The organism is Pseudomonas sp. HD57-3 (assembly GCF_056113135.1).
Genome location: NZ_CM148568.1, coordinates 4,904,414 through 4,925,898, shown reverse-complemented (window position 1 = coordinate 4,925,898; position 21,485 = coordinate 4,904,414). Strand labels below are relative to the sequence as shown.

At 54.8% G+C, this 21,485-nt stretch carries 18 protein-coding genes; all 18 read left to right on the top strand.

All coding sequences use genetic code 11. From position 1 onward, the window contains the following. Positions 1 to 58: 58 nt before the first annotated feature. The gene (gene serC, locus AC0R79_RS22205; protein ID WP_007950912.1) at positions 59 to 1,144 is read left to right on the top strand and encodes a 3-phosphoserine/phosphohydroxythreonine transaminase; all 1,086 of its coding nucleotides are present in this window, start codon (positions 59 to 61) and stop codon (positions 1,142 to 1,144) included. After that, positions 1,144 to 2,238 carry a prephenate dehydratase gene (gene pheA, locus AC0R79_RS22200; protein ID WP_007950913.1) on the top strand — a complete coding sequence of 365 codons (1,095 nt, stop codon included), beginning with the start codon at positions 1,144 to 1,146 and terminating at the stop codon, positions 2,236 to 2,238. Before serC ends, pheA begins: the two co-directional genes overlap by 1 nt. Positions 2,239 to 2,250: 12 nt before the next feature. Next, positions 2,251 to 3,363, top strand: coding sequence for a histidinol-phosphate transaminase (hisC, locus tag AC0R79_RS22195; RefSeq protein ID WP_007950914.1), 1,113 nt, complete (start codon positions 2,251 to 2,253; stop codon positions 3,361 to 3,363). A 28-nt stretch (positions 3,364 to 3,391) separates the two neighbouring features. Continuing rightward, a complete protein-coding gene (locus AC0R79_RS22190) occupies positions 3,392 to 5,599 on the top strand; it encodes a bifunctional prephenate dehydrogenase/3-phosphoshikimate 1-carboxyvinyltransferase (RefSeq protein ID WP_474735165.1) in 2,208 nt (735 codons plus the stop codon). Further along, positions 5,596 to 6,285: a (d)CMP kinase gene (cmk, locus tag AC0R79_RS22185; RefSeq protein WP_007950916.1), complete on the top strand. Its 690-nt coding sequence runs from the start codon at positions 5,596 to 5,598 to the stop codon at positions 6,283 to 6,285. Before AC0R79_RS22190 ends, cmk begins: the two co-directional genes overlap by 4 nt. Before the next feature lie 120 nt (positions 6,286 to 6,405). After that, the gene (gene rpsA, locus AC0R79_RS22180) at positions 6,406 to 8,091 is read left to right on the top strand and encodes a 30S ribosomal protein S1 (RefSeq protein WP_007950918.1); all 1,686 of its coding nucleotides are present in this window, start codon (positions 6,406 to 6,408) and stop codon (positions 8,089 to 8,091) included. Positions 8,092 to 8,296: 205 nt separating this feature from the next. Continuing rightward, the gene (locus tag AC0R79_RS22175; protein ID WP_127799240.1) at positions 8,297 to 8,575 is read left to right on the top strand and encodes a hypothetical protein; all 279 of its coding nucleotides are present in this window, start codon (positions 8,297 to 8,299) and stop codon (positions 8,573 to 8,575) included. 151 nt (positions 8,576 to 8,726) lie between these two features. Next, complete coding sequence (gene ihfB / locus AC0R79_RS22170) at positions 8,727 to 9,023, top strand: integration host factor subunit beta (protein ID WP_003189779.1); 297 nt, start codon at positions 8,727 to 8,729, stop codon at positions 9,021 to 9,023. A gap of 27 nt (positions 9,024 to 9,050) precedes the next feature. Further along, positions 9,051 to 9,290 (top strand): LapA family protein, encoded by a 240-nt coding sequence (locus AC0R79_RS22165; RefSeq protein ID WP_474731718.1) that lies wholly within the window; start codon positions 9,051 to 9,053, stop codon positions 9,288 to 9,290. A 230-nt stretch (positions 9,291 to 9,520) separates the two neighbouring features. Continuing rightward, positions 9,521 to 10,597, top strand: coding sequence for a dTDP-glucose 4,6-dehydratase (rfbB, locus tag AC0R79_RS22160; RefSeq protein ID WP_474731716.1), 1,077 nt, complete (start codon positions 9,521 to 9,523; stop codon positions 10,595 to 10,597). Further along, positions 10,594 to 11,487 (top strand): dTDP-4-dehydrorhamnose reductase, encoded by an 894-nt coding sequence (gene rfbD, locus AC0R79_RS22155; RefSeq protein ID WP_474731715.1) that lies wholly within the window; start codon positions 10,594 to 10,596, stop codon positions 11,485 to 11,487. The genes rfbB and rfbD overlap by 4 nt, the downstream gene beginning before the upstream one ends. Continuing rightward, entirely contained in the window at positions 11,484 to 12,374 is an 891-nt protein-coding gene (rfbA, locus tag AC0R79_RS22150) for a glucose-1-phosphate thymidylyltransferase RfbA (RefSeq protein WP_474731714.1), read from the top strand. The genes rfbD and rfbA overlap by 4 nt, the downstream gene beginning before the upstream one ends. A 56-nt stretch (positions 12,375 to 12,430) precedes the next feature. After that, complete coding sequence (locus tag AC0R79_RS22145; protein WP_474731713.1) at positions 12,431 to 13,354, top strand: glycosyltransferase; 924 nt, start codon at positions 12,431 to 12,433, stop codon at positions 13,352 to 13,354. Beyond that, entirely contained in the window at positions 13,351 to 14,313 is a 963-nt protein-coding gene (locus AC0R79_RS22140) for a UDP-glucose 4-epimerase family protein (protein ID WP_474731712.1), read from the top strand. The genes AC0R79_RS22145 and AC0R79_RS22140 overlap by 4 nt, the downstream gene beginning before the upstream one ends. Beyond that, on the top strand, positions 14,310 to 15,329 hold the full coding sequence (locus AC0R79_RS22135) for an MraY family glycosyltransferase (RefSeq protein WP_474731711.1): 1,020 nt from the start codon (positions 14,310 to 14,312) through the stop codon (positions 15,327 to 15,329). Before AC0R79_RS22140 ends, AC0R79_RS22135 begins: the two co-directional genes overlap by 4 nt. A 344-nt stretch (positions 15,330 to 15,673) precedes the next feature. Then, positions 15,674 to 16,462, top strand: coding sequence for an ABC transporter permease (locus AC0R79_RS22130; protein WP_474731710.1), 789 nt, complete (start codon positions 15,674 to 15,676; stop codon positions 16,460 to 16,462). Next, a complete protein-coding gene (locus AC0R79_RS22125) occupies positions 16,462 to 17,721 on the top strand; it encodes an ABC transporter ATP-binding protein (protein WP_474731709.1) in 1,260 nt (419 codons plus the stop codon). The genes AC0R79_RS22130 and AC0R79_RS22125 overlap by 1 nt, the downstream gene beginning before the upstream one ends. 2 nt (positions 17,722 to 17,723) lie before the next feature. Beyond that, positions 17,724 to 21,452: a glycosyltransferase gene (locus AC0R79_RS22120; protein WP_474731708.1), complete on the top strand. Its 3,729-nt coding sequence runs from the start codon at positions 17,724 to 17,726 to the stop codon at positions 21,450 to 21,452. The last annotated feature ends 33 nt before the right edge of the window (positions 21,453 to 21,485 follow it).

Sequence of the window (21,485 nt, the reverse complement as noted above, 5' to 3'; positions counted from 1 at the left end):
CGTAGCAGGGCAGAGTGTTTGCTCTGTCCGCTACCGTGATTGCATAGCGAGAGTGGATGTGAGCAAACGAGCCTATAACTTCTGCGCAGGTCCCGCTGCGCTGCCTGAAGCTGTCCTGTTGCGTGCCCAGTCCGAGATGCTCGACTGGCACGGCAAGGGTCTGTCGGTCATGGAAATGAGCCATCGCAGTGATGACTACGTGGCCATCGCCGAGAAGGCCGAACAAGACCTGCGCGACCTGCTGTCCATCCCCTCCAATTACAAAGTGCTGTTCCTGCAGGGCGGTGCGAGCCAACAGTTCGCCGAAATTCCGCTGAACCTGCTGCCCGAGAACGGCACTGCCGACTATGTCGAAACCGGCATCTGGTCGAAAAAAGCCATCGAGGAAGCGCGTCGCTTCGGCAACATCAACGTTGCTGCCAGCGCCAAGCCTTATGATTACCTGGCCATCCCTGGCCAGAACGAGTGGAAGCTGACCCCGGGTGCGGCCTATCTGCACTATGCGTCCAACGAAACCATCGGCGGCCTGCAGTTCGACTGGGTTCCCGAGGCCGGTGACGTTCCGCTGGTGGTCGACATGTCCTCCGATATCCTCTCGCGTCCGATCGATGTGTCGCAGTACGGCCTGATCTACGCCGGCGCGCAGAAGAACATCGGCCCGAGCGGTCTGGTCGTGGTGATCGTCCGTGAAGACCTGCTGGGCCGCGCTCGCAGTTCGTGCCCGACCATGCTCGACTACAAGATCTCCGCCGATAACGGCTCGATGTACAACACCCCGGCCACCTATTCCTGGTACCTCTCGGGCCTGGTTTTCGAGTGGCTGAAGGAGCAGGGCGGCGTCGCCGCGATGGAGCAGCGCAACAAGGCGAAGAAAGATCGCCTGTACGGCTTCATCGACAACAGCGACTTCTATACCAACCCGATCAGTGTCAACGCCCGCTCGTGGATGAACGTGCCGTTCCGTCTGGCTGACGAGCGTCTGGACAAGGCGTTCCTGGCGGGTGCCGACGCCCGTGGCCTGCTCAACCTCAAGGGGCATCGTTCGGTTGGCGGCATGCGTGCCTCGATCTACAACGCCCTGGGTCTGGACGCCGTCGAAGCGCTGGTTGGCTACATGGCTGAATTCGAGAAGGAGCATTCCTGATGTCCGAGCAGGAGCTCAAGGCGCTGCGCGTTCGCATCGATAACCTGGATGAGAAAATCCTCCAGCTGATCAGCGATCGCGCGCGCTGCGCCGAAGAAGTTGCCCGGGTCAAGATGGCCAGCCTGGCCGAAGGCGAGCAGCCGGTGTTCTACCGTCCCGAGCGTGAGGCGCAGGTTCTCAAGCGCGTGATGGAGCGCAACAAGGGGCCGCTGGGCAACGAAGAAATGGCGCGCTTGTTCCGCGAAATCATGTCTTCGTGCCTGGCCCTTGAGAACCCGCTGAAAGTGGCTTATCTCGGCCCGGAAGGTACCTTCACTCAAGCGGCGGCCATGAAGCACTTCGGTCACGCGGTGATCAGCAAGCCGATGGCGGCGATCGACGAAGTGTTCCGTGAAGTGGCGGCCGGTGCGGTGAACTTTGGCGTGGTGCCGGTGGAGAACTCCACCGAAGGCGCGGTCAACCACACCCTCGACAGCTTCCTCGAGCACGACATGGTGATCTGCGGCGAAGTCGAGCTGCGGATTCACCACCACCTGCTGGTCGGTGAAAACACCAAGACCGACAGCATCAGTCGCATCTATTCCCATGCCCAGTCGCTGGCCCAGTGCCGCAAGTGGCTGGACGCCCATTACCCGAATGTCGAGCGCGTGGCGGTGTCCAGCAACGCCGAAGCGGCCAAGCGGGTCAAGGGTGAGTGGAATTCGGCAGCGATCGCCGGCGACATGGCAGCCGGGCTGTATGGCCTGACCCGTCTGGCCGAGAAGATCGAAGATCGCCCGGACAACTCCACGCGCTTCCTGATGATCGGTAACCAGGAAGTGCCGCCGACCGGCGACGACAAGACGTCGATCATCGTGTCCATGAGCAACAAGCCCGGCGCGCTCCACGAGCTGCTGGTGCCGTTCCATGACAACGGAATCGACCTGACCCGGATCGAAACCCGTCCGTCGCGCAGCGGCAAATGGACCTACGTGTTCTTCATCGACTTCGTCGGTCATCACCGTGATCCGCTGATCAAAGGTGTACTGGAAAAGATCAGTCAGGAAGCAGTAGCACTCAAGGTGCTGGGTTCCTACCCGAAAGCAGTTCTTTAAGGGGTGGTAGCAATGAGTGGCAACTTCCTCGCTCTGGCACAGCCGGGCGTGCAACAACTTTCGCCATACGTGCCGGGCAAGCCCGTGGACGAACTGGCGCGCGAGCTGGACCTGGATCCGGCAAGCATCGTCAAGCTGGCGAGCAACGAAAACCCGTTGGGCGCGAGCCCGAAAGCGCTGGCCGCGATCCGCGAAGCGCTGGACGAGCTGACCCGTTATCCGGACGGCAACGGTTTTGCCCTGAAATCCCTGCTGGCCGAGCAGTGCCGTGTCGAGCTGAACCAGGTGACCCTGGGCAACGGCTCCAACGATATTCTCGAACTGGTCGCGCGCGCCTATCTGGCGCCGGGCCTGAATGCCGTGTTCAGCGAGCACGCGTTCGCGGTCTACCCGATCGCGACCCAGGCGGTCGGCGCTCAGGCCAAGGTCGTTCCGGCCAAGGATTGGGGGCATGACCTGCCGGCCATGCTGGCGGCCATCGACGCCAACACCCGCGTTGTGTTCATTGCCAACCCGAACAACCCGACCGGCACCTGGTTCGGCGCCGAAGCGCTGGACGAGTTCCTGCAGGACGTGCCGGAGCATGTGCTGGTGGTGCTGGACGAGGCCTACATCGAATACGCCGAAGGCAGCGATCTTCCGGATGGCCTGGATTTCCTCGCCGCTTACCCGAACCTGCTGGTCTCGCGCACCTTCTCCAAGGCCTACGGTCTGGCGGCGCTGCGCGTTGGTTACGGTCTGTCCACTCCGGTGGTGGCGGACGTGCTGAACCGCGTACGTCAGCCGTTCAACGTCAACAGCCTGGCCTTGGCTGCGGCGTGTGCGGCGCTGAAGGACGAGGAATATCTGGCGCAGAGCCGTCAGCTCAATGAATCCGGCATGCAACAGCTGGAGGCGGGTTTCCGCGAGCTGGGCCTGAGCTGGATTCCGTCCAAGGGCAACTTTATCTGCGTCGACCTCGGTCAGGTGGCGGCTCCGGTGTTCCAGGGCCTGCTGCGCGAAGGCGTGATCGTGCGTCCGGTGGCCAACTACGGCATGCCGAACCATCTGCGGGTGACCATCGGTCTGCCGGCGGAAAACAGTCGCTTCCTCGAAGCGCTGCGCAAGGTTCTGGCTCGTGGGTGATGTCACTGCGCTGCAATCTGCTGCACCTATGATCGGGCGCCTGGTGGTGGTCGGTCTGGGGTTGATCGGTGGTTCGTTTGCCAAAGGCTTGCGTGAAAGCGGCGTGTGCCGCGAAGTGGTCGGGGTCGATCTCGATCCGCAATCGCGCAAGCTGGCGGTCGAGTTGGGCGTGGTGGATCGTTGCGAAGACGACCTGGTGGCGGCTTGCCAGGGCGCGGACGTGATCCAGTTGGCGGTGCCGATCCTGGCCATGGAAAAAGTGCTGGCCCGTCTGGCCAGTATGGATCTGGGGCAGGCGATCCTCACGGATGTCGGCAGCGCCAAGGGCAATGTGGTGCGTGCGGCGACCGAAGCGTTCGGTGGCATGCCGGCGCGTTTCGTGCCGGGCCATCCGATTGCCGGCTCCGAGCAGAGCGGGGTGGAAGCCTCCAACTCGGAACTGTTCCGCCGTCATAAAGTGATTCTGACCCCGCTGGAGCAGACCGATCCGGCTGCCCTGGCGGTGGTTGATCGCTTGTGGCGCGAGCTGGGCGCCGACGTCGAGCACATGCAGGTCGAACGTCACGATGAGGTGCTGGCCGCGACCAGTCATCTGCCGCATCTGCTGGCCTTCGGTCTGGTCGATTCGCTGGCCAAGCGCAATGAAAACCTTGAGATCTTCCGTTACGCTGCGGGCGGTTTCCGTGATTTCACAAGAATCGCCGGAAGCGACCCGGTCATGTGGCATGACATCTTTCTCGCCAACCGCGAGGCTGTCCTGCGCACACTCGATACATTTCGCAGCGACCTCGACGCCTTGCGCGACGCGGTCGATGCAGGGGATGGGCACCAATTGTTGGGCGTCTTCACGCGCGCCCGGGTTGCCCGCGAGCATTTCAGTAAAATCCTGGCCCGCAGGGCCTATGTGGACGCTATGAATTCCAACGATCTGATTTTCCTGGCTCAACCTGGTGGCCGCCTTTCCGGTCGGATTCGCGTACCAGGTGACAAATCGATTTCCCACCGTTCGATCATGCTCGGTTCCCTGGCTGAAGGTGTCACCGAAGTCGAAGGCTTCCTCGAGGGCGAAGATGCCCTGGCGACCTTGCAGGCGTTCCGCGACATGGGCGTGGTCATCGAAGGCCCGCATCACGGCCGCGTGACCATCCACGGTGTTGGCCTGCACGGCCTGAAGCCTGCGCCGGGCCCGATCTATCTGGGCAACTCCGGCACTTCGATGCGCCTGCTGTCCGGCCTGCTGGCCGCGCAGGACTTCGACAGCACCCTGACCGGTGATGCTTCGCTGTCCAAGCGCCCGATGAATCGCGTCGCCAACCCGCTGCGGGAAATGGGCGCCGTGATCGAAACCGCTGCCGAAGGTCGTCCACCGATGACCATTCGTGGCGGTCACAAGCTCAAAGGCCTGACCTACACGATGCCGATGGCCAGTGCCCAGGTTAAGTCCTGCCTGCTGCTGGCGGGTCTGTACGCCGAAGGCAAGACCACCGTCACCGAGCCGGCCCCGACTCGTGACCACACCGAGCGCATGCTGCGCGGCTTCGGCTACCCGGTGAGCGTCAACGGTGCCACGGCATCGGTTGAGTCCGGCGGCAAGCTGGCTGCGACCCACATCGAAGTGCCGGGCGACATCTCGTCTTCGGCATTCTTCCTGGTGGCCGCGTCGATCGCCGAAGGTTCGGAGCTGGTGCTCGAACACGTCGGCATCAACCCGACCCGTACCGGCGTGATCGACATCCTGCGCCTGATGGGCGCAAACATCACTCTGGAAAACCAGCGTGAAGTGGGCGGCGAGCCAGTAGCGGATCTTCGCGTGCGAGCGGCTAAACTCAAGGGTATCGAGATTCCGGAAGCGCTGGTTCCACTGGCGATCGACGAATTCCCGGTGCTGTTCGTGGCCGCGGCCTGTGCCGAAGGGCGCACCGTGCTGACCGGCGCCGAAGAGCTGCGGGTCAAGGAATCGGACCGTATCCAGGTCATGGCGGACGGTCTGCTGGCGCTGGGCGTCAAGTGTGAACCGACTCCGGACGGCATCATCATCGACGGCGGCCAGATCGGCGGCGGCGAAGTGCATGGTCATGGCGATCACCGCATCGCGATGGCTTTCAGCGTGGCCTCGCTGCGCGCCACGGCACCGATCCGCATCCATGACTGCGCCAACGTCGCGACATCGTTCCCGAACTTCCTGGCGCTGTGCGCACAGGTCGGCATTCGTGTGGCGCAAGAGGCTCAGTCGTGAACAACATTGCACCGGTCATCACCATCGATGGGCCAAGCGGCTCGGGCAAAGGCACCGTAGCCGGGATTCTGGCCAAGCGTCTGGGCTGGAACCTGCTGGATTCCGGTGCGCTGTATCGCCTTTTGGCGTTTGCTGCGCACAACCATGGTGTCGACCTGACCAATGAAGAGCTGCTGAAAAAACTGGCCGCTCATCTGGATGTGCAGTTCATCGCGGCGACCGACGGTCAACTGCAACGCATCATTCTGGAAGGTGACGAAGTCAGCGATGTCATCCGTACTGAAAGCGTCGGTTCCGGCGCTTCTCAGGTGGCTGCATTGCCGGCCGTGCGCGAGGCGCTGCTGCAGCGCCAGCGTGCTTTCCAGGAAACCCCGGGCCTGGTGGCCGATGGTCGGGACATGGGTACGGTGGTTTTTCCGAATGCGCCGCTGAAGATTTTCCTGACCGCCAGTGCCGAGGAGCGGGCGCGCCGTCGATATTTGCAGTTGAAGGGCAAAGTCGAGGGTGTTAGTCTGTCGAGTCTGCTAGATGAGATCCGTGCGCGCGACGAGCGTGATACCCAGCGAGCGGTCGCCCCGCTCAAGCCGGCGGCTGACGCCATACAGCTGGATTCCACGGAGTTGTCCATCGATCAGGTGCTTGAACGCATCATGAGCGAGATCGCCATTCGCGATATCGCCGGGTGACCAGGAAGGCCGCAGGGGACCAGTCATAGTCCTGCGGTGGCTTCCTTTAAATGAAACTGACCCGCATCGTCTGGGATGTGGAGACGGGCGTATTTTTCGCCCTAATCAACAGGAATTAAAATGAGCGAAAGCTTTGCGGAACTCTTTGAAGAAAGCCTAAAGACCCTGAACCTTCAGGCAGGCTCCATCATCACCGGTGTTATCGTTGATATCGATTACCAAGCTCGCTGGGTAACCGTTCACGCTGGCCTGAAGTCCGAAGCACTGATCCCTCTGGAGCAGTTCTACAACGACGCTGGCGAACTGAACATCAACGTCGGTGACGAAGTTCACGTTGCTCTGGACTCGGTTGAAGACGGTTTCGGTGAAACCAAGCTGTCCCGTGAAAAAGCCAAGCGCGCTGAATGCTGGATCGTTCTGGAAGCAGCCTTCGCAGCTGAGGAAGTGGTCAAGGGCGTTATCAACGGTAAGGTTAAAGGCGGCTTCACTGTCGACGTTAACGGCATCCGTGCGTTCCTGCCAGGTTCCCTGGTTGACGTCCGTCCAGTGCGCGACACCACGCACCTGGAAGGCAAAGAGCTGGAATTCAAGGTCATCAAGCTGGACCAGAAGCGCAACAACGTTGTCGTTTCCCGTCGCAGCGTCCTGGAAGCCGAGAACTCCGCCGAGCGTGAAGCTCTGCTGGAATCCCTGCAGGAAGGCCAGCAAGTCAAAGGTATCGTCAAAAACCTCACCGATTACGGCGCATTCGTCGATCTGGGTGGCGTGGACGGCCTGCTGCACATCACCGACATGGCGTGGAAGCGTATCAAGCATCCTTCCGAAATCGTCAACGTTGGCGACGAGATCGACGTCAAGGTTCTGAAATACGATCGCGAGCGCAATCGTGTTTCCCTGGGCCTGAAGCAACTGGGCGAAGATCCATGGGTTGCTATCAAAGCCCGTTACCCAGAAAGCACTCGCGTTACCGCCCGTGTAACCAACCTGACCGACTACGGCTGCTTCGCTGAGCTGGAAGAAGGCGTTGAAGGTCTGGTACACGTTTCGGAAATGGACTGGACCAACAAGAACATCCACCCTTCGAAAGTCGTACAAGTCGGCGACGAAGTGGAAGTCATGGTTCTGGACATCGACGAAGAGCGTCGTCGTATCTCCCTGGGCATCAAGCAGTGCAAGTCGAACCCATGGGAAGACTTCTCTGGCCAGTTCAACAAGGGCGACAAGATCTCCGGCACCATCAAGTCGATCACCGATTTCGGTATCTTCATTGGTCTGGACGGCGGCATCGACGGTCTGGTTCACCTGTCCGACATCTCCTGGAACGAAGTGGGCGAAGAGGCCGTACGTCGTTTCAAGAAGGGCGATGAGCTGGACACCGTTATCCTGTCGGTTGATCCGGAGCGTGAGCGTATCTCCCTGGGTATCAAGCAACTGGAAAGCGATCCGTTCTCCGAGTACGTCTCGGTTAACGACAAAGGCGCAATCGTTACTGGCACCGTGAAAGAAGTTGACGCCAAAGGCGCCATCATCGTTCTGGCCGACGACATCGAAGCGACTCTGAAAGCCTCCGAAATCAGCCGTGACCGCGTTGAAGACGCGCGCAACGTTCTGAAAGAAGGCCAGCAAGTAGAAGCCAAGATCATCAGCGTTGATCGTAAGAGCCGCGTAATCCAGCTGTCGATCAAATCGAAAGACGATGCTGAAGAGAAAGAAGCCATCCAGAGCCTGAAAGCGGCTCCGGAAGGCGAAGCAGCTGACACCACTATGGCGGCACTGCTGCGTCAAGCAATGGCCAAACAGAACTGAGTTCTGTCTGATCATTAAAAAAGGGCGACTTCGGTCGCCCTTTTTTGTGCCTGCGATTTGGTGGGGCATCGCTCGCTGTTTGTTCGAGTGAAACCATTCCCTTTGCCGGGCGGTCTGTTTCTTTAATCGGATCAATCGTCTATTCGCGTCTAGGCTTAGTCTGAAGATTGCAGTAGTCGGGCGGGCGCCTGGCATAAGGAAGTGAATGAGCAGGTTTATAGTATTTATAGGTGTCTTGATGTTGGCGGGCTGCACAACGAGCGCCAAGACCCATGCGGTGCGTGGAGTCAGTGGTATCGAGGTTGACTGCTCCGGCTTGGGTTCGGGCTGGGAGAAGTGTCAGAAGCGTGCCGCCAAGGAATGCAAGGGGGCGGGGTATAAGGTGATCACGCGATCTGATGACGCCCGGGATGAGGATGAGTTTCCCTTTGGCTTCAATCCGGCAGGCTACGTCACTCGAACCATGTTGGTGATTTGTCGGTGAGTGAGCGTTGGCGGGCTCGTCATCCGATGCCCTGAAAATGGGCGTTTCGGCGAGCGGAAAGATATGTCAAGCCCTGGGCTGTTCAAAATCTTCCGGGCGTGCTAAAACCTTTCAAGCGCTGATCTAGCTGCTTGAAAAAGAAGGGAAAAATATGACGAAGTCGGAGTTGATCGAACGAATTGTCACCCATCAGGGGCTGCTCTCATCCAAAGATGTGGAGCTGGCCATCAAGACCATGCTTGAGCAAATGTCCCAGTGTCTGGCCACGGGGGATCGTATCGAGATCCGTGGTTTTGGCAGCTTTTCCTTGCACTATCGTGCGCCGCGTGTCGGTCGTAATCCGAAGACCGGTCAATCCGTCAGCCTTGATGGAAAATTCGTTCCGCATTTCAAGCCAGGCAAAGAGCTGCGCGATCGCGTGAATGAAGAAGAGGAGGAGGGGGTTTGACGGTTGTCGCGATCCGGGGAGTCGTCCATGCGTAGATTCTGGCGTGTAGTGCTTGCAGTTTTTGTTTTGCTGCTGGCGTTGGTGATCTTGGCGTTCGTGCTCGAGAATCAGCAATCAGTGTCCCTGTTGTTCCTTGGCTGGTCGGGGCCGCAACTTCCGGTTTCGGTGGTCATGGTTCTTGCGCTGCTGGCAGGTATGCTGATCGGGCCGGTTTTGGGGTGGTTTCTGGGGTATAAGTCTCGAGCTTCGCGCAAACGCCTTTCCTGATTACGAAATGAAAGGAAAAGTAACCTAAACTTTAGCCACAGCTTATCTATATCCATTAGTAAAACGTTCATTAAGCTGTAAAATGCTGGGCTTGTCCGATGGTGGCATATTCCCACGTCGGTGCAGACTGACTTTGTCAGAAGCCTCGGCTCTATTGATGGCTTTTGCATTCATGGATTAGACAGCGCTCGATAGGCGGCCCTGTCAGTAACTCAAGGGTATGGTTTCGCGTGAAAATTCTAGTAACCGGCGGCGCCGGTTTTATCGGTTCGGCCGTCATCCGTCATATCATTTCCAACACTGCCGACGCTGTGGTCAACGTCGATAAGCTTACCTACGCCGGTAATCTTGAGTCGTTGGCGGAAGTCAGCGGAAACTCGCGTTACGCGTTCGAGCGTGTCGACATCTGTGATCGTGACCAGATTGATCGTGTTCTGCGTGAGCACCAGCCGGATGCAATCATGCACCTGGCTGCCGAGTCTCATGTCGATCGTTCTATTTCTGGTCCGTCCGAGTTCATTCAGACCAACATCATCGGCACTTACACTTTGCTGGAAGCTGCTCGTCATTACTGGGCTGCGCTGGATGACGCCCGTAAGGCGAACTTCCGTTTCCACCATATTTCGACTGACGAAGTCTATGGTGATCTTGAAGGACCGGAAGACCTCTTCACCGAAACCACGCCTTATCAGCCAAGCTCGCCGTACTCGGCCAGCAAGGCCAGCTCTGATCACCTTGTTCGCGCCTGGGCTCGGACCTATGGCCTGCCGACACTGGTGACCAATTGCTCAAACAACTATGGTCCGTGTCACTTCCCTGAAAAGCTGATCCCGCTGATCATTCTCAATGCGCTGGAAGGCAAGTCTCTGCCGGTGTACGGCAAGGGTAATCAGGTTCGCGACTGGCTCTATGTCGAAGATCACGCACGTGCACTGTACAAGGTCGTCACTGAAGGCGTGATCGGAGAGACTTACAACATCGGCGGTCATAACGAAAAGCAAAACATTGAAGTCGTTCACACCCTGTGTGCACTGCTGGATGAGTTGCGTCCGGATTCCGCTCATCGCCCGCATGCGAGTTTGATCACTTATGTCCAGGATCGCCCTGGTCATGATCAGCGTTATGCTATTGACGCCAGCAAGATTCAGCGTGAGCTGGGCTGGGCGCCGGAAGAAACCTTCGATACCGGTATCCGTAAAACGGTTGAATGGTATCTGAGTAATACCGAATGGGTGGCCAACGTGAAGAGCGGCAGCTACCAGCAGTGGATCGATCAGAATTACAGCGATCGTTCGGGCAAGGCATGACAATCCTCCTGTTGGGAAAGAACGGTCAAGTGGGCTGGGAGCTGCAACGCTCCCTGGCTCCTCTTGGCGAGTTGATTGCGCTGGATAGGCATGCGGCAGGCGGATTGAGCGGTGACCTTTCGGATCAGGACGCGCTGCGAGCCACGATTCGCAAGGTCAAGCCTGGCATCATCGTCAATGCTGCTGCCTACACCGCCGTGGACAAGGCCGAGTCGGATACCGACTTGGCTGATCGGGTGAACAGTGATGCGTGTAGGGTCTTGGCCGAAGAGGCTGCTGGTCTTGGGGCCTGGTTGATTCACTATTCGACGGATTATGTCTTCAGTGGGCAGGGCGACCAGCCTTGGCGAGAAGACGATGCGGTCGCTCCGGTGAATTACTATGGCGCCAGCAAGCTTGCCGGCGAGCGGGCAGTTATCAGCTCTGGCTGCAAACACCTGATTTTCCGAACCAGTTGGGTCTACGGCGCGCGAGGAAACAATTTCGCCAAGACAATGCTTCGTTTGGCCAAGGACCGCGAGACTCTGAGCGTTATCGCCGATCAGGTCGGCGCACCGACCGGTGCCGATTTGATTGCTGACGTGACTGCGCTGGCGATTCGGCAGTCTCAGTCGTGCCCCGAGTTGTCAGGCCTTTATCACCTGGCTGCCGGTGGGGAAGTGTCCTGGCACGGCTACGCAAGTCATGTAATCGACTTTGCGAAGGCTAATGGTGAGGAGCTTGCCGTTACGTCGATAAATGCCATTGAAACCACTGCATATCCAACACCTGCGCGCCGACCACTGAATTCGCGATTAAGCACTCAGAAACTGCGTGACAACTTTTCTCTACACCTGCCGGATTGGCAGAGTGGCGTAACCCGAATGCTTAGGGAAGTTCTGAACAAATGACCACGATCAATCGTAAAGGCATCATCCTCGCTGGCGGCTCAGGCACGCGTCTTCATCCGCTGACACTCGGTGTGTCCAAGCAGATGCTGCCGATTTACGACAAGCCGATGATTTTCTACCCGCTTTCAGTTCTGATGCTTGCGGGCATGCGTGAGATCCTGATTATCTCGACGCCAGAAGATCTCCCGTGCTTCCGCAAGCTGCTCGGTGACGGCAGCCTCTACGGCATCAAGCTGACCTACGCCGAACAGCCTAGCCCGGATGGTTTGGCTCAAGCGTTCATCATTGGTGAAGAGTTCATCGGCAAGGACCCTTGCTGTCTGATTCTTGGCGACAACATTTTTTACGGACAACATTTCTCGGACAATCTGCGTTCGGCCAGCTCTCAACAGCAGGGTGCTACCGTTTTCGGTTACCACGTATCCGATCCAGAGCGTTTCGGGGTGGTTGAATTCGACGCTTCGGGTCGTGCTCTGAGCATCGAAGAAAAACCGTTGAAGCCAAAGTCCAACTATGCTGTCACGGGTTTGTATTTCTACGATAACGATGTCGTTGAAATCGCCAAGAGTATCAAGCCATCGGATCGCGGCGAGCTGGAAATCACTGACGTGAACCGGGCTTACCTGGAGCGTAAAACACTGAAGGTGGAGATGCTTGGTCGCGGGTTTGCCTGGCTGGATACCGGGACTCACGATTCGTTGCTCGAGGCCAGTCACTTCGTGCATACGATCGAGCAGCGTCAAGGGCTGAAAGTGGCATGTCTGGAAGAAATTGCCTATCACAATGGCTGGATCACTGCCGAACAGTTGGCGGCGCAGGCTGATGCGCTCAAGAAGACCGGCTACGGGCAGTACCTGCAGAAGTTGCTGGACTCGCCCTCTCATTAACAGGGGCATTTACCTTTCCGAACGGCAACGTTCGCACCGTTTTTAACAGGATTGGTATGCCAGTACGACATCCCAAGGTTGCGGTTTTGCTGGCTGCCTTTAATGGTATGCAGTGGATCGAGGAGCAACTGGCCTCGATTCTCGAGCAGACCGGTGTTGATGTAACGGTGTATATCAGTATTGATCCTTCGACGGACGGTACTGAAGCCTGGTGCATGGAGTTCGCGTCTCTTTATCCAAGCGTCGTCGTGCTGCCACCCGCAGGTAGCTTCGGCGGCGCATCGCGCAATTTCTTCCGACTGATTCGTGATGTCAGCTTCGACGAGTATGACTTTGTCGCATTCGCCGATCAGGATGACGTCTGGGACAGGGATAAGCTTCAGCGAGCATGCGAAACACTTGGCACCAAAAATTTTGATGGTTACTCCAGTAATGTTATTGCGTTTTGGAGTAATGGTAAAACGCATTTGATCGACAAGGCCCAGCCTCAAGTTGCCTGGGACTATTTGTTCGAAGCGGCCGGTCCCGGCTGTACCTATGTTCTGGGTCATACGCTTGCCAATGAACTCAAGGCCGCGGTATGTGCCGACTGGCATGACGTGAAGGAGATCAGTCTGCACGACTGGTACTGCTACGCATTTGCCAGAAGCAACGGTTTTCGCTGGTATACCGATCCGATACCTTCCATGCAGTATCGTCAACATGAAAGCAATCAGGTCGGTGCCAACATCGGGATCAATTCGTTATTGATGCGCTATAAAACCATTCACGATGGTTGGTGGTTTGCCCAGGTACGGCTCATCGCAGAGTTGGTCGGGAAACACGAGGATCCATTTGTTCGACCTTGGTTTCGATTTGGGCGCAGGCACTTGATGAGACTCTCATTTCACGCCTGGAAGTGCCGGAGGCGAGTGCGCGACAAGGTGTTCTTTTTCCTTGTTTGCTGGGCTACGGCAATAATCGGGAAGAAAGCCCGATGAATAACGCGATTGTTATGGTGACGGGTGCGACAGGCTTTGTGGGCGAAGCGGTGTTGTTGCGTTTGCTGCTCGATCGCAAGTTCGCACCTGTGGCTGCTATTCGTGGTGCTTCACGCTTCGCAGGGCTCTGCAAAGTGGTGCCTTTGTCGCTTGGTGAAACTTCGGAGTTGCCTTCTTTGGTGGGTGTTGCGGCGGTAGTTCACTGCGCTGCGCGTGTTCATGTGATGAATGAGACAGCCCAGGATACTTTGGCCGAGTTTCGCAAGGTCAATGTTGATGGTACGGCTTCCCTGGCGCGCAAGGCTGCTGCGGAGGGCGTAAGACGTTTCATTTTCATAAGTTCGATCAAGGTGAACGGTGAACGCACCAATGAGACGGCGCCCTTTAGATTCGACGATGTAGCTGCACCTCAAGATCCTTATGGCCAATCCAAGTACGAGGCCGAGCAGATTTTGCATGAGATCAGCCGGGAAACCGGTATGGAAGTGGTGATCATTCGCCCTCCATTGGTCTACGGTCCGGGCGTGAAGGCCAACTTTTTGACCATGATGAATTGGCTCAGCAAAGGGGTTCCGCTTCCTTTCGGAAAAATAACCAATCGCCGGAGTCTGGTCTCGGTTGGCAATCTTGCTGATCTGGTGGTTCTTTGCGTGGATCATCCTGCTGCACCAGGCAATACCTTTTTGGTCAGTGATGGGGAGAGTCTTTCCACTACGCAGTTGCTGAAAAGTATCAGCAAGGCGCTGGGGCGTCCGGCGTTGCTGCTTCCGGTTCCGGCCTGGTTGTTGAAAGGTTTGCTGCGGCTGTTGGGAAAAGGCTTGATAGCTCAGCGTTTGTTTGATTCGCTCGAAGTTGATATCTCTCGAACACAAGAGATTCTTGGATGGGCTCCCTCGGTGAGTGTGAGTCGTGCAATACATCAGACAGTTGACCACTATCTGGATACTCAAACGAAATGATTTTTTGTGGATTGTTATTTGCAGTATTCGTGGTTGCGTTAATGCTGACGTATGCACTGCGAAGTTATGCCTTGGCCAACAGTCTGATCGATATTCCGAACTCGCGAAGTTCTCACACCATTCCTACACCGCGAGGCGGGGGCGTGGCGATTGTCGTCTCTTTCCTGATTGCGTTACCTGCATCACATTACTTGCAACTGATCGATTTGCCGACGCTGATCGGCTTGTCCGGTGCGGGGGCGCTAGTGGCGGTATTGGGGTTCGCTGATGATCATGGACACATCGCTGCAAGGTGGCGGCTGATCGGGCACTTCGCCGCTGCTGGATGGGCGTTGTACTGGCTGGGTGGGGGAGGCGGTATTTCCCTGTTCGGTTACTTGTTCGATCTGAAATGGCTTTCAAGTATTTTCTTCGCCGTGTACCTGGTCTGGATGCTTAATCTTTACAACTTTATGGATGGGATTGATGGATTGGCCAGCGTCCAGGCTATCTCTGTCTGTCTGTCTGCCAGCCTTGTCTATTGGATGGCCGGTCATCAGGATTTGTCGTGGACGCCTTTGTTGATGGCAGGCTCTGTCGCCGGGTTTCTCTGTTGGAATTTTCCTCCTGCCCGAATATTCATGGGGGACGCCGGTAGTGGTTTCCTGGGATTGATCATCGGTCTGCTGGCAATTATTGCGGGCAGGGATACGCCTGAGTTGCTGTGGTGCTGGTTGATATTGTTGGGGGTATTCATCGTCGATGCGACCTGGACGCTCCTTCGCCGACTTGTTCGTGGTGACAAAATCTTCGAAGCACATCGCAGTCACGCCTATCAATACGCGGCTCGACATTACGGAAGCCACAAAACAGTCGTCTACGCCGTTCTGGCAATCAACTTGTTTTGGCTCACTCCGCTAGCGATTTTGACGGGCGTTGGTCTGATCTCCGGTCTGCTGGCGGTTTTCATTGCTTACATTCCGCTGGTGCTGCTTGCAAAAAAATACAAGGCAGGAATGTTGGAGACTCCAAAATAGCCGGTGCAGCTCATCCATGAGCTGTATTGAAGAATTCTCCTACAGTCGTCCCGGAAATGTCAGATTTCTTACTTTGAAGATTTCTGTATTCTGCGCGAACAGGATTTTCCTGTATCGGCAGGTCGAGGGCATGTCAATCCAGAGCTTTCACCTCCGAGCCGAGTCAGACTCCGTGTACAGCTAACGCTAAAATCGCTTCGACTGGTTTACTGCAGGACTGACTTGCCCCATGGCCTCTTTGCTGCGTTTTCAATCTGAACCAGTGTGAATCTGCAATTGGTTGGCGTGGCTTTTGGTGGCTGAAGCGGGGAGGGCGCAATATCTGAGTCGAAGGGAGTGGTTTGATGCGTATGTTCAGAAAATTGGCACGAAGTCGCAGGGTATTGTTGAGCCTGATACTCAATGATCTTCGCGCGCGATACCTCACTAATTATCTCGGCATCTTGTGGGTATTCATCCAGCCTGTCGCAACCACCCTGATCCTATGGTTTGTCTTTCAGTTTGGATTCAAGGTGCCGGCGCATACGTCTTTTCCATTTGTCTTATGGTTGGTATGTGGTCTGGTGCCATGGTTCTTTATTGTCGAATCTCTAAATTCGGGCTGTGCGTCAGTCAAGGAAAACAGTTTTCTTGTGAAGAAAATTGTGTTCGAAGTTTCGTTGTTGCCGCTGGTGAAGTTGGGATCGGCACTCGTGGTCCATATGTTTTTCGTATTTATTCTGGTTGTTCTGTTGTTGGTGTATGGTTACAAACCTACGGTGTACTGGTTTCAGATTATCTACTACGTCTTTTGTCTATTTGCCTTGCTGTTGGCCTTTGCGTGGGTTACGAGTTCGGTGGTCGTATTTTTTCCCGATCTGGCACAGCTGGTTTCCATGGCTGCGCAGTTTGGCTTCTGGCTGACGCCGGTATTCTGGGATATTGATGCCATGGGCGGTCCGCTGGCTGACTATCTTCGTCTTAGCCCATTCGCTTATGTGGTAGAAGGTTTCAGGGACAGCTTCATTCGAGAGATCTGGTTCTGGGATCGTATGGAACAGACGATGTTCTTCTGGGGATTCCTGATCGTGCTGATGTTCGCTGGCCTTCGGATATTTAAAAAATTGCGACCTCACTTCGCGGATGTCCTGTGATGAACGAAGAAAATCCGGATGTCATTGTTGTCAATAATATTTGTAAATCCTATCGTCTTTACAAAAAGCCCATCGATCGATTGATCGAGGCATTGTCCTTGTCGGGAAAAAGCCGACATCAAGAGTTTCATGCCCTGTCGAACATATCTTTTTCTGTGAGAAAAGGACAAACCGTCGGTGTTCTGGGGGCGAACGGTGCCGGCAAGAGTACGTTGCTGAAAATCCTGACCGGAGTCCTCACCCCTTCGAGTGGTCATGTCAAGGTCGCTGGAAGGGTGGCTTCACTCTTGGAATTGGGAGCTGGCTTCAATCCCGATTATACCGGGATGGAAAACATTTACTTTCAAGGCACACTGATGGGGTACAGCCATGCCGAGATGCGTGAGCGCGTCTTGGCAATCACCAGGTTTGCAGATATTGGTGAATTCATAGACCAGCCCGTCAGGATGTACAGCAGTGGTATGTTTGCCCGCTTGGCATTTTCGGTAGCGATTAATGTACAGCCCGATGTGCTGATAGTGGATGAGGCCCTGAGTGTCGGTGACGCGGGGTTCCAGCTTAAATGCATGCTTGAAATGAAGAGCATGCAGGAGCGCGGTACGACTATTCTGTTTGTCTCGCATGATACCCAGTCAATAATTAGGTTTTGTCAGTCTGTAATTATTATGAAGGAAGGACGAATTGTCGATTACAGTTCGGATGTCCTGAATACAACCAAGAACTATGAGAAAAATATTCGGAATTGCTCAGTGTCGGCACTGAACGGTGCTGATGAGAAGCACGTGGATGTTTCTTATCTGGATGAGTTGGCTGATATTTTCGAGACGAGGTTTGGCTCAGGCCAGGCGAAGATAAACTCAGTCGACTTTTTGGATTTTTCGGGCGTGCCTGACAATCAGTTTTCGCCTGCCGAAGAAGTCACGATGGTCTGTCATATAAAGTCCCTGGGAGCCATCAAGGATGTAGTCGTCGGTTATTCATTGCGCAATGCCAAGGGCATTGATGTTGCGGGTGATAATACGTTACTGGCAGGGCAGCAAATTGATTTGCAAGAAGGTTTTTATGAGGTGAGTTTTACTTATTCACTGAATGTCGCGCCTGGAGAGTATTTTTTATATATCGGCATGGCCAGTCTGGACGGTGAGCGTGTAGAGCTAGACCAGCGCTGGCCGATGAGGAGAATCAGTATCTCGGGTGTGCGGCAGGTCGTTGGATCGGCGTTTTGCCCTTCCTCTGTGTCCGTTGCCAAGGTGGTCTGATTATGCTCACTATTGGAGAGTCAGTAGTTGCAGCTTCGGCAAAATTTTACGTAGATGAAACGGCGACCTGTATTGTTGAGGACGGTGTCGAAATTCGCGATAACGTTGTTATTGAATGCGGGGCTGGTGGTTATCTGAAGCTGTCCTGCGGAACGGTCGTTAATTGCGGAGTCTGGATAAATGGCAGTGGCAGGATCACGATCGGGAAAAATGTACTGATCGCTCCCAATTCTTCAATAACGTCGTCTTCGCACCGGTACGATCGCAAGATACCGATCAAGGATCAGGGCTTAAAGCTCGCCGAGGTGCGCATTGGTGATGATGTGTGGATTGGCGCAAACGTATCCATACTGGCAGGCGCTGAAATCGGCGATGGCGCAATTGTAAGTGCAAATTCTGTAGTGAAATACAATGTCAGTGCAATGACGATCGCAGCAGGAAATCCTGCGGTTAAGGTTGGGCAGAGAAAGTTTAAGTGTGTTGTTTTCTATACGTTGCCGCTTGTTCTAAGAATGCAGCCAACGCTGTTTAGCAGTATTGTTGATCTTTATATGCCGCTTGCCGACAAGTTTTCGCGAGACGGTTGGGAGTGCGTATTTGTTGGTTCGGATCAGCTTAAAAATGAATATCCAGGTTTTCGTCATCGGTGGGTAAGTCCGGAAGAGTTCGATTGTTCATATCCGGATGCACGGGTAGATAACTGGCTTGCTGACTGGACCAGGATACTCAGAAGAGAAACTTTGGGGTTTCACGATGATTTTATTCAAGGCTTTTTGAATGATATTGATCCTGATCTCGTTTTTTGCTGGAACTACGACGGCAGGCTTGAGGAGGCCTGTGTGTCCAGAGGCATACCTTTGATTTTCAATGAGTTGGGCATGTTGCGACCACCCAATTCCATGGGGTATTACTCGGATTCAAAAGGGGTGAATGCTCGAAGTTCATTCAAAGACAGTTACCTGGCCTTCACGGCAGGCCATTCAGCTGATGAATGCGTCGAATCAAGCGACAGGCTCACCGCGCTCGAGAAACGATATGCCCGGCAGGGCAGAGTCAGTCAGCGTAGTGCGTTGATTTTGCTTCAGGTGCATGATGATTCCAATGTGATCATGGGATCGCCGTATGCAAGCATGAAAGAATACGTGCAACACATATCGAATGTCTTAGCCGGTTCTGCTTTTGATATTGTCGTCAAGCCGCACCCTCTGGATGCCGTTCCTGATCTTCCGGAAGGTGTACTTGTTGCCGATAAGGCACAAGATATAACTGAGCTTGTCGCGGCCGCAGATGCAGTGTTTACCCTCAACTCCTCGGCGGGATTCGAAGCGGCGCTGGCTGGGAAGTGTGTCTATGTGCTCGGAGTGGCTCCGTATGCAGGACTGGGCCTCACGATCGACGTTGCGGATCCAGCGAATTTGCGGCAGAGCTGGCAATCTTGGGGGGCGGAATACTCAGCGCCACAATCTATCAGGAGCAAGGTGCTTGAATTCGCAGAGGCGCAGTACTTTCTGACATATGAGCAGTTCTGCGAGCCTTCGAGTCATCTGCTCAGGCTCAAGCCTGATGACGACGAGCTGCGTGAGCGAAAAGTATCAGATCCCGATCTGGAGAGTTATCGGCAGCAGTCATATATTTCCTGGTTGGAATCAAAAAATAAAGAATTGAATACGGATTTGGATTTGCTGAATAATGAGCTTTTTCAAGTCAATGGAAGGCTTTTCGAGTTGGAAAAAAAACTCGAAACTTTGCAGCAAGGTAAACTGCAGTCTGACTGTTCAGCAGAGAAAGATTCGTTTGTAAAGGATAAATTGTTCGGTATGAGGTTTTCGAAAAAGTCGTTGGTTACACGTTGCCTGTCAAGACTGCGCCTGTCGTTTTCGAGCCCGAAAGCGGCTCTTCGGCCTCTCTATCAGAAATTTCCTTTTCTGGCGCGTGTTCGCGTGCGGCTGGGGCTGTTTTCCCGGGGATTGCGGCGCAGAATGCTTGCCGTCATCTACGCCAAAAATAACCTGAAGGCTTTACAGGATTTGACGGAGCATCGGTTTTCACATGTCGTGTCAAGTTTGGAGCCCGATGAGCGCCCAACCATTGATATATCGATTGTTACCTACAACAGCTCAAAGTGGGTTGATGGTTTTTTCGAGTCTTTAAAAAAACAGAGTTATCCTTGTGACAAGATAAATCTTTTCTTCGTTGATAATGGTTCTTCGGACGCTACCGTTGAAGAGCTCGAACGTTGGCAAGCAGAGCTTTCTGAAAAGGTCGCATGTTTTAATATCTTGCGTGGCGAAAACATCGGTTTTGGCGCAGGTCATGATCGAGCCATCGCCATGGGGTGTGCGGATTATTTTCTGGTCAGCAATATTGATATTCAGTTTTCCGAAACGGCTATTGAACAGATTGTTGCTCATGCCTTATCCCAAGGGCAGGATGATGTTGCATCCTGGGAGATGAGACAGGCGCCTTTCGAGCATCCCAAGTACTACGACCCTGTGACATTGGACACCAACTGGTCCTCACATGCTTGCATACTTATCCGCCGTGCTGCCTATGCGCGAGTTGGTGGGTACGAAGAGCAGATATTCATGTATGGCGAAGATGTGGAGCTTTCTTATCGCTTCAGATCTTATGGCTATCGGCTGAAGTTTTGCCCTTCTGCCGTTGTCTATCATTACACGTATGAGCATGAAAACCAGGTCAAGCCGATTCAGTATGTTGGTAGCACTGCGGCGAATGCGTATATCCGGCTACGTTATGGCAGTCTGCTCGATAAAGTTGGTGGTGTAATACTTCAGTTTTTACTGATGCTTCGACCTCAAGTCTATCCAGGCTCTCGCCTGGACGTGATGCGCAGCGTTCTTCGTCTTTTGAAAAAGGCGCCTCATTTCCTCAAGGGTAAAGGCCCGGAAAAGGGCGTGAGTTTTCCATTCCGAGGGTTCGACTACGAAATGGTCAGGGACGGGGCCTTCTGGCATGTCGGTACTCCGATCGTAGAATCGCCATTGGTTACTATCGTGACGCGCACGTATCGCAAGCGAGAGGAGTTCCTCAGGCAGTCGATCATGTCAGTGCTCAATCAGACCTATCGAAATATTGAGCTGATCGTTGTCGAGGACGGAGGAGCCACCATGAGGTCTCTTGTGGAGAAAACTCCATCGGTAGACGGGTTGAGCGTGCGATTCTTTGGTTTGGAAAAGGTCGGACGTTCAGTAACCGGTAATCACGGTCTTGAAATGGCCACTGGCAGGTACTGCATGTTCCTGGATGATGATGATCTGCTGTTCCCTGATCATGTCGAAATTCTGGTCGCTGCTTTGCTGAAGGAAGAGCACGCCGTTGCGGCATACTCGTTGGCCATGGAAGTCGGGACGGTCGCGGGGGGTGAGGGGCGGTATGTCGAAGTCAGTCACGAAACCAATGTTGCGTTCAAGCAGGATTTCGATTACGAAACGCTGCTCGACCATAATTACATCCCGATTCAATCAATTCTTTTCAAGCGTGATCTGTATACAAAGCGGGGAGGCTTCGAGACGGATATGAGCAACCTGGAGGACTGGAATCTTTGGTTGCGCTATGCCTACAAAAACCGTTTTTGTTATGTGCCGAAAACCACTTCGCTTTTCAGAACGCCCGCAGATCCCAAGGTGAGGCTGGATCGCCACAAGCAGCTTCATGATGCCTATTACATTGCCAAGAGTCGCGCCTTGAAATCGTGCGAGGCCTATCAATAACGCTGTCGTTTTTTGGTTCGTATTCACCGAAGC

Bases quoted from the DNA above. Each gene is read 5' to 3' on its own strand.
- pheA (WP_007950913.1), top strand. From the start codon at position 1,144: ATGTCCGAGCAGGAGCTCAAGGCGCTGCGCGTTCGCATCGATAACCTG.
- hisC (WP_007950914.1), top strand. From the start codon at position 2,251: ATGAGTGGCAACTTCCTCGCTCTGGCACAGCCGGGCGTGCAACAACTT.
- AC0R79_RS22190 (WP_474735165.1), top strand. From the start codon at position 3,392: ATGATCGGGCGCCTGGTGGTGGTCGGTCTGGGGTTGATCGGTGGTTCG.
- rpsA (WP_007950918.1), top strand. From the start codon at position 6,406: ATGAGCGAAAGCTTTGCGGAACTCTTTGAAGAAAGCCTAAAGACCCTG.
- AC0R79_RS22175 (WP_127799240.1), top strand. From the start codon at position 8,297: ATGAGCAGGTTTATAGTATTTATAGGTGTCTTGATGTTGGCGGGCTGC.
- ihfB (WP_003189779.1), top strand. From the start codon at position 8,727: ATGACGAAGTCGGAGTTGATCGAACGAATTGTCACCCATCAGGGGCTG.
- AC0R79_RS22165 (WP_474731718.1), top strand. From the start codon at position 9,051: ATGCGTAGATTCTGGCGTGTAGTGCTTGCAGTTTTTGTTTTGCTGCTG.
- rfbD (WP_474731715.1), top strand. From the start codon at position 10,594: ATGACAATCCTCCTGTTGGGAAAGAACGGTCAAGTGGGCTGGGAGCTG.
- rfbA (WP_474731714.1), top strand. From the start codon at position 11,484: ATGACCACGATCAATCGTAAAGGCATCATCCTCGCTGGCGGCTCAGGC.
- AC0R79_RS22145 (WP_474731713.1), top strand. From the start codon at position 12,431: ATGCCAGTACGACATCCCAAGGTTGCGGTTTTGCTGGCTGCCTTTAAT.
- AC0R79_RS22140 (WP_474731712.1), top strand. From the start codon at position 13,351: ATGAATAACGCGATTGTTATGGTGACGGGTGCGACAGGCTTTGTGGGC.
- AC0R79_RS22135 (WP_474731711.1), top strand. From the start codon at position 14,310: ATGATTTTTTGTGGATTGTTATTTGCAGTATTCGTGGTTGCGTTAATG.
- AC0R79_RS22130 (WP_474731710.1), top strand. From the start codon at position 15,674: ATGCGTATGTTCAGAAAATTGGCACGAAGTCGCAGGGTATTGTTGAGC.
- AC0R79_RS22125 (WP_474731709.1), top strand. From the start codon at position 16,462: ATGAACGAAGAAAATCCGGATGTCATTGTTGTCAATAATATTTGTAAA.
- AC0R79_RS22120 (WP_474731708.1), top strand. From the start codon at position 17,724: ATGCTCACTATTGGAGAGTCAGTAGTTGCAGCTTCGGCAAAATTTTAC.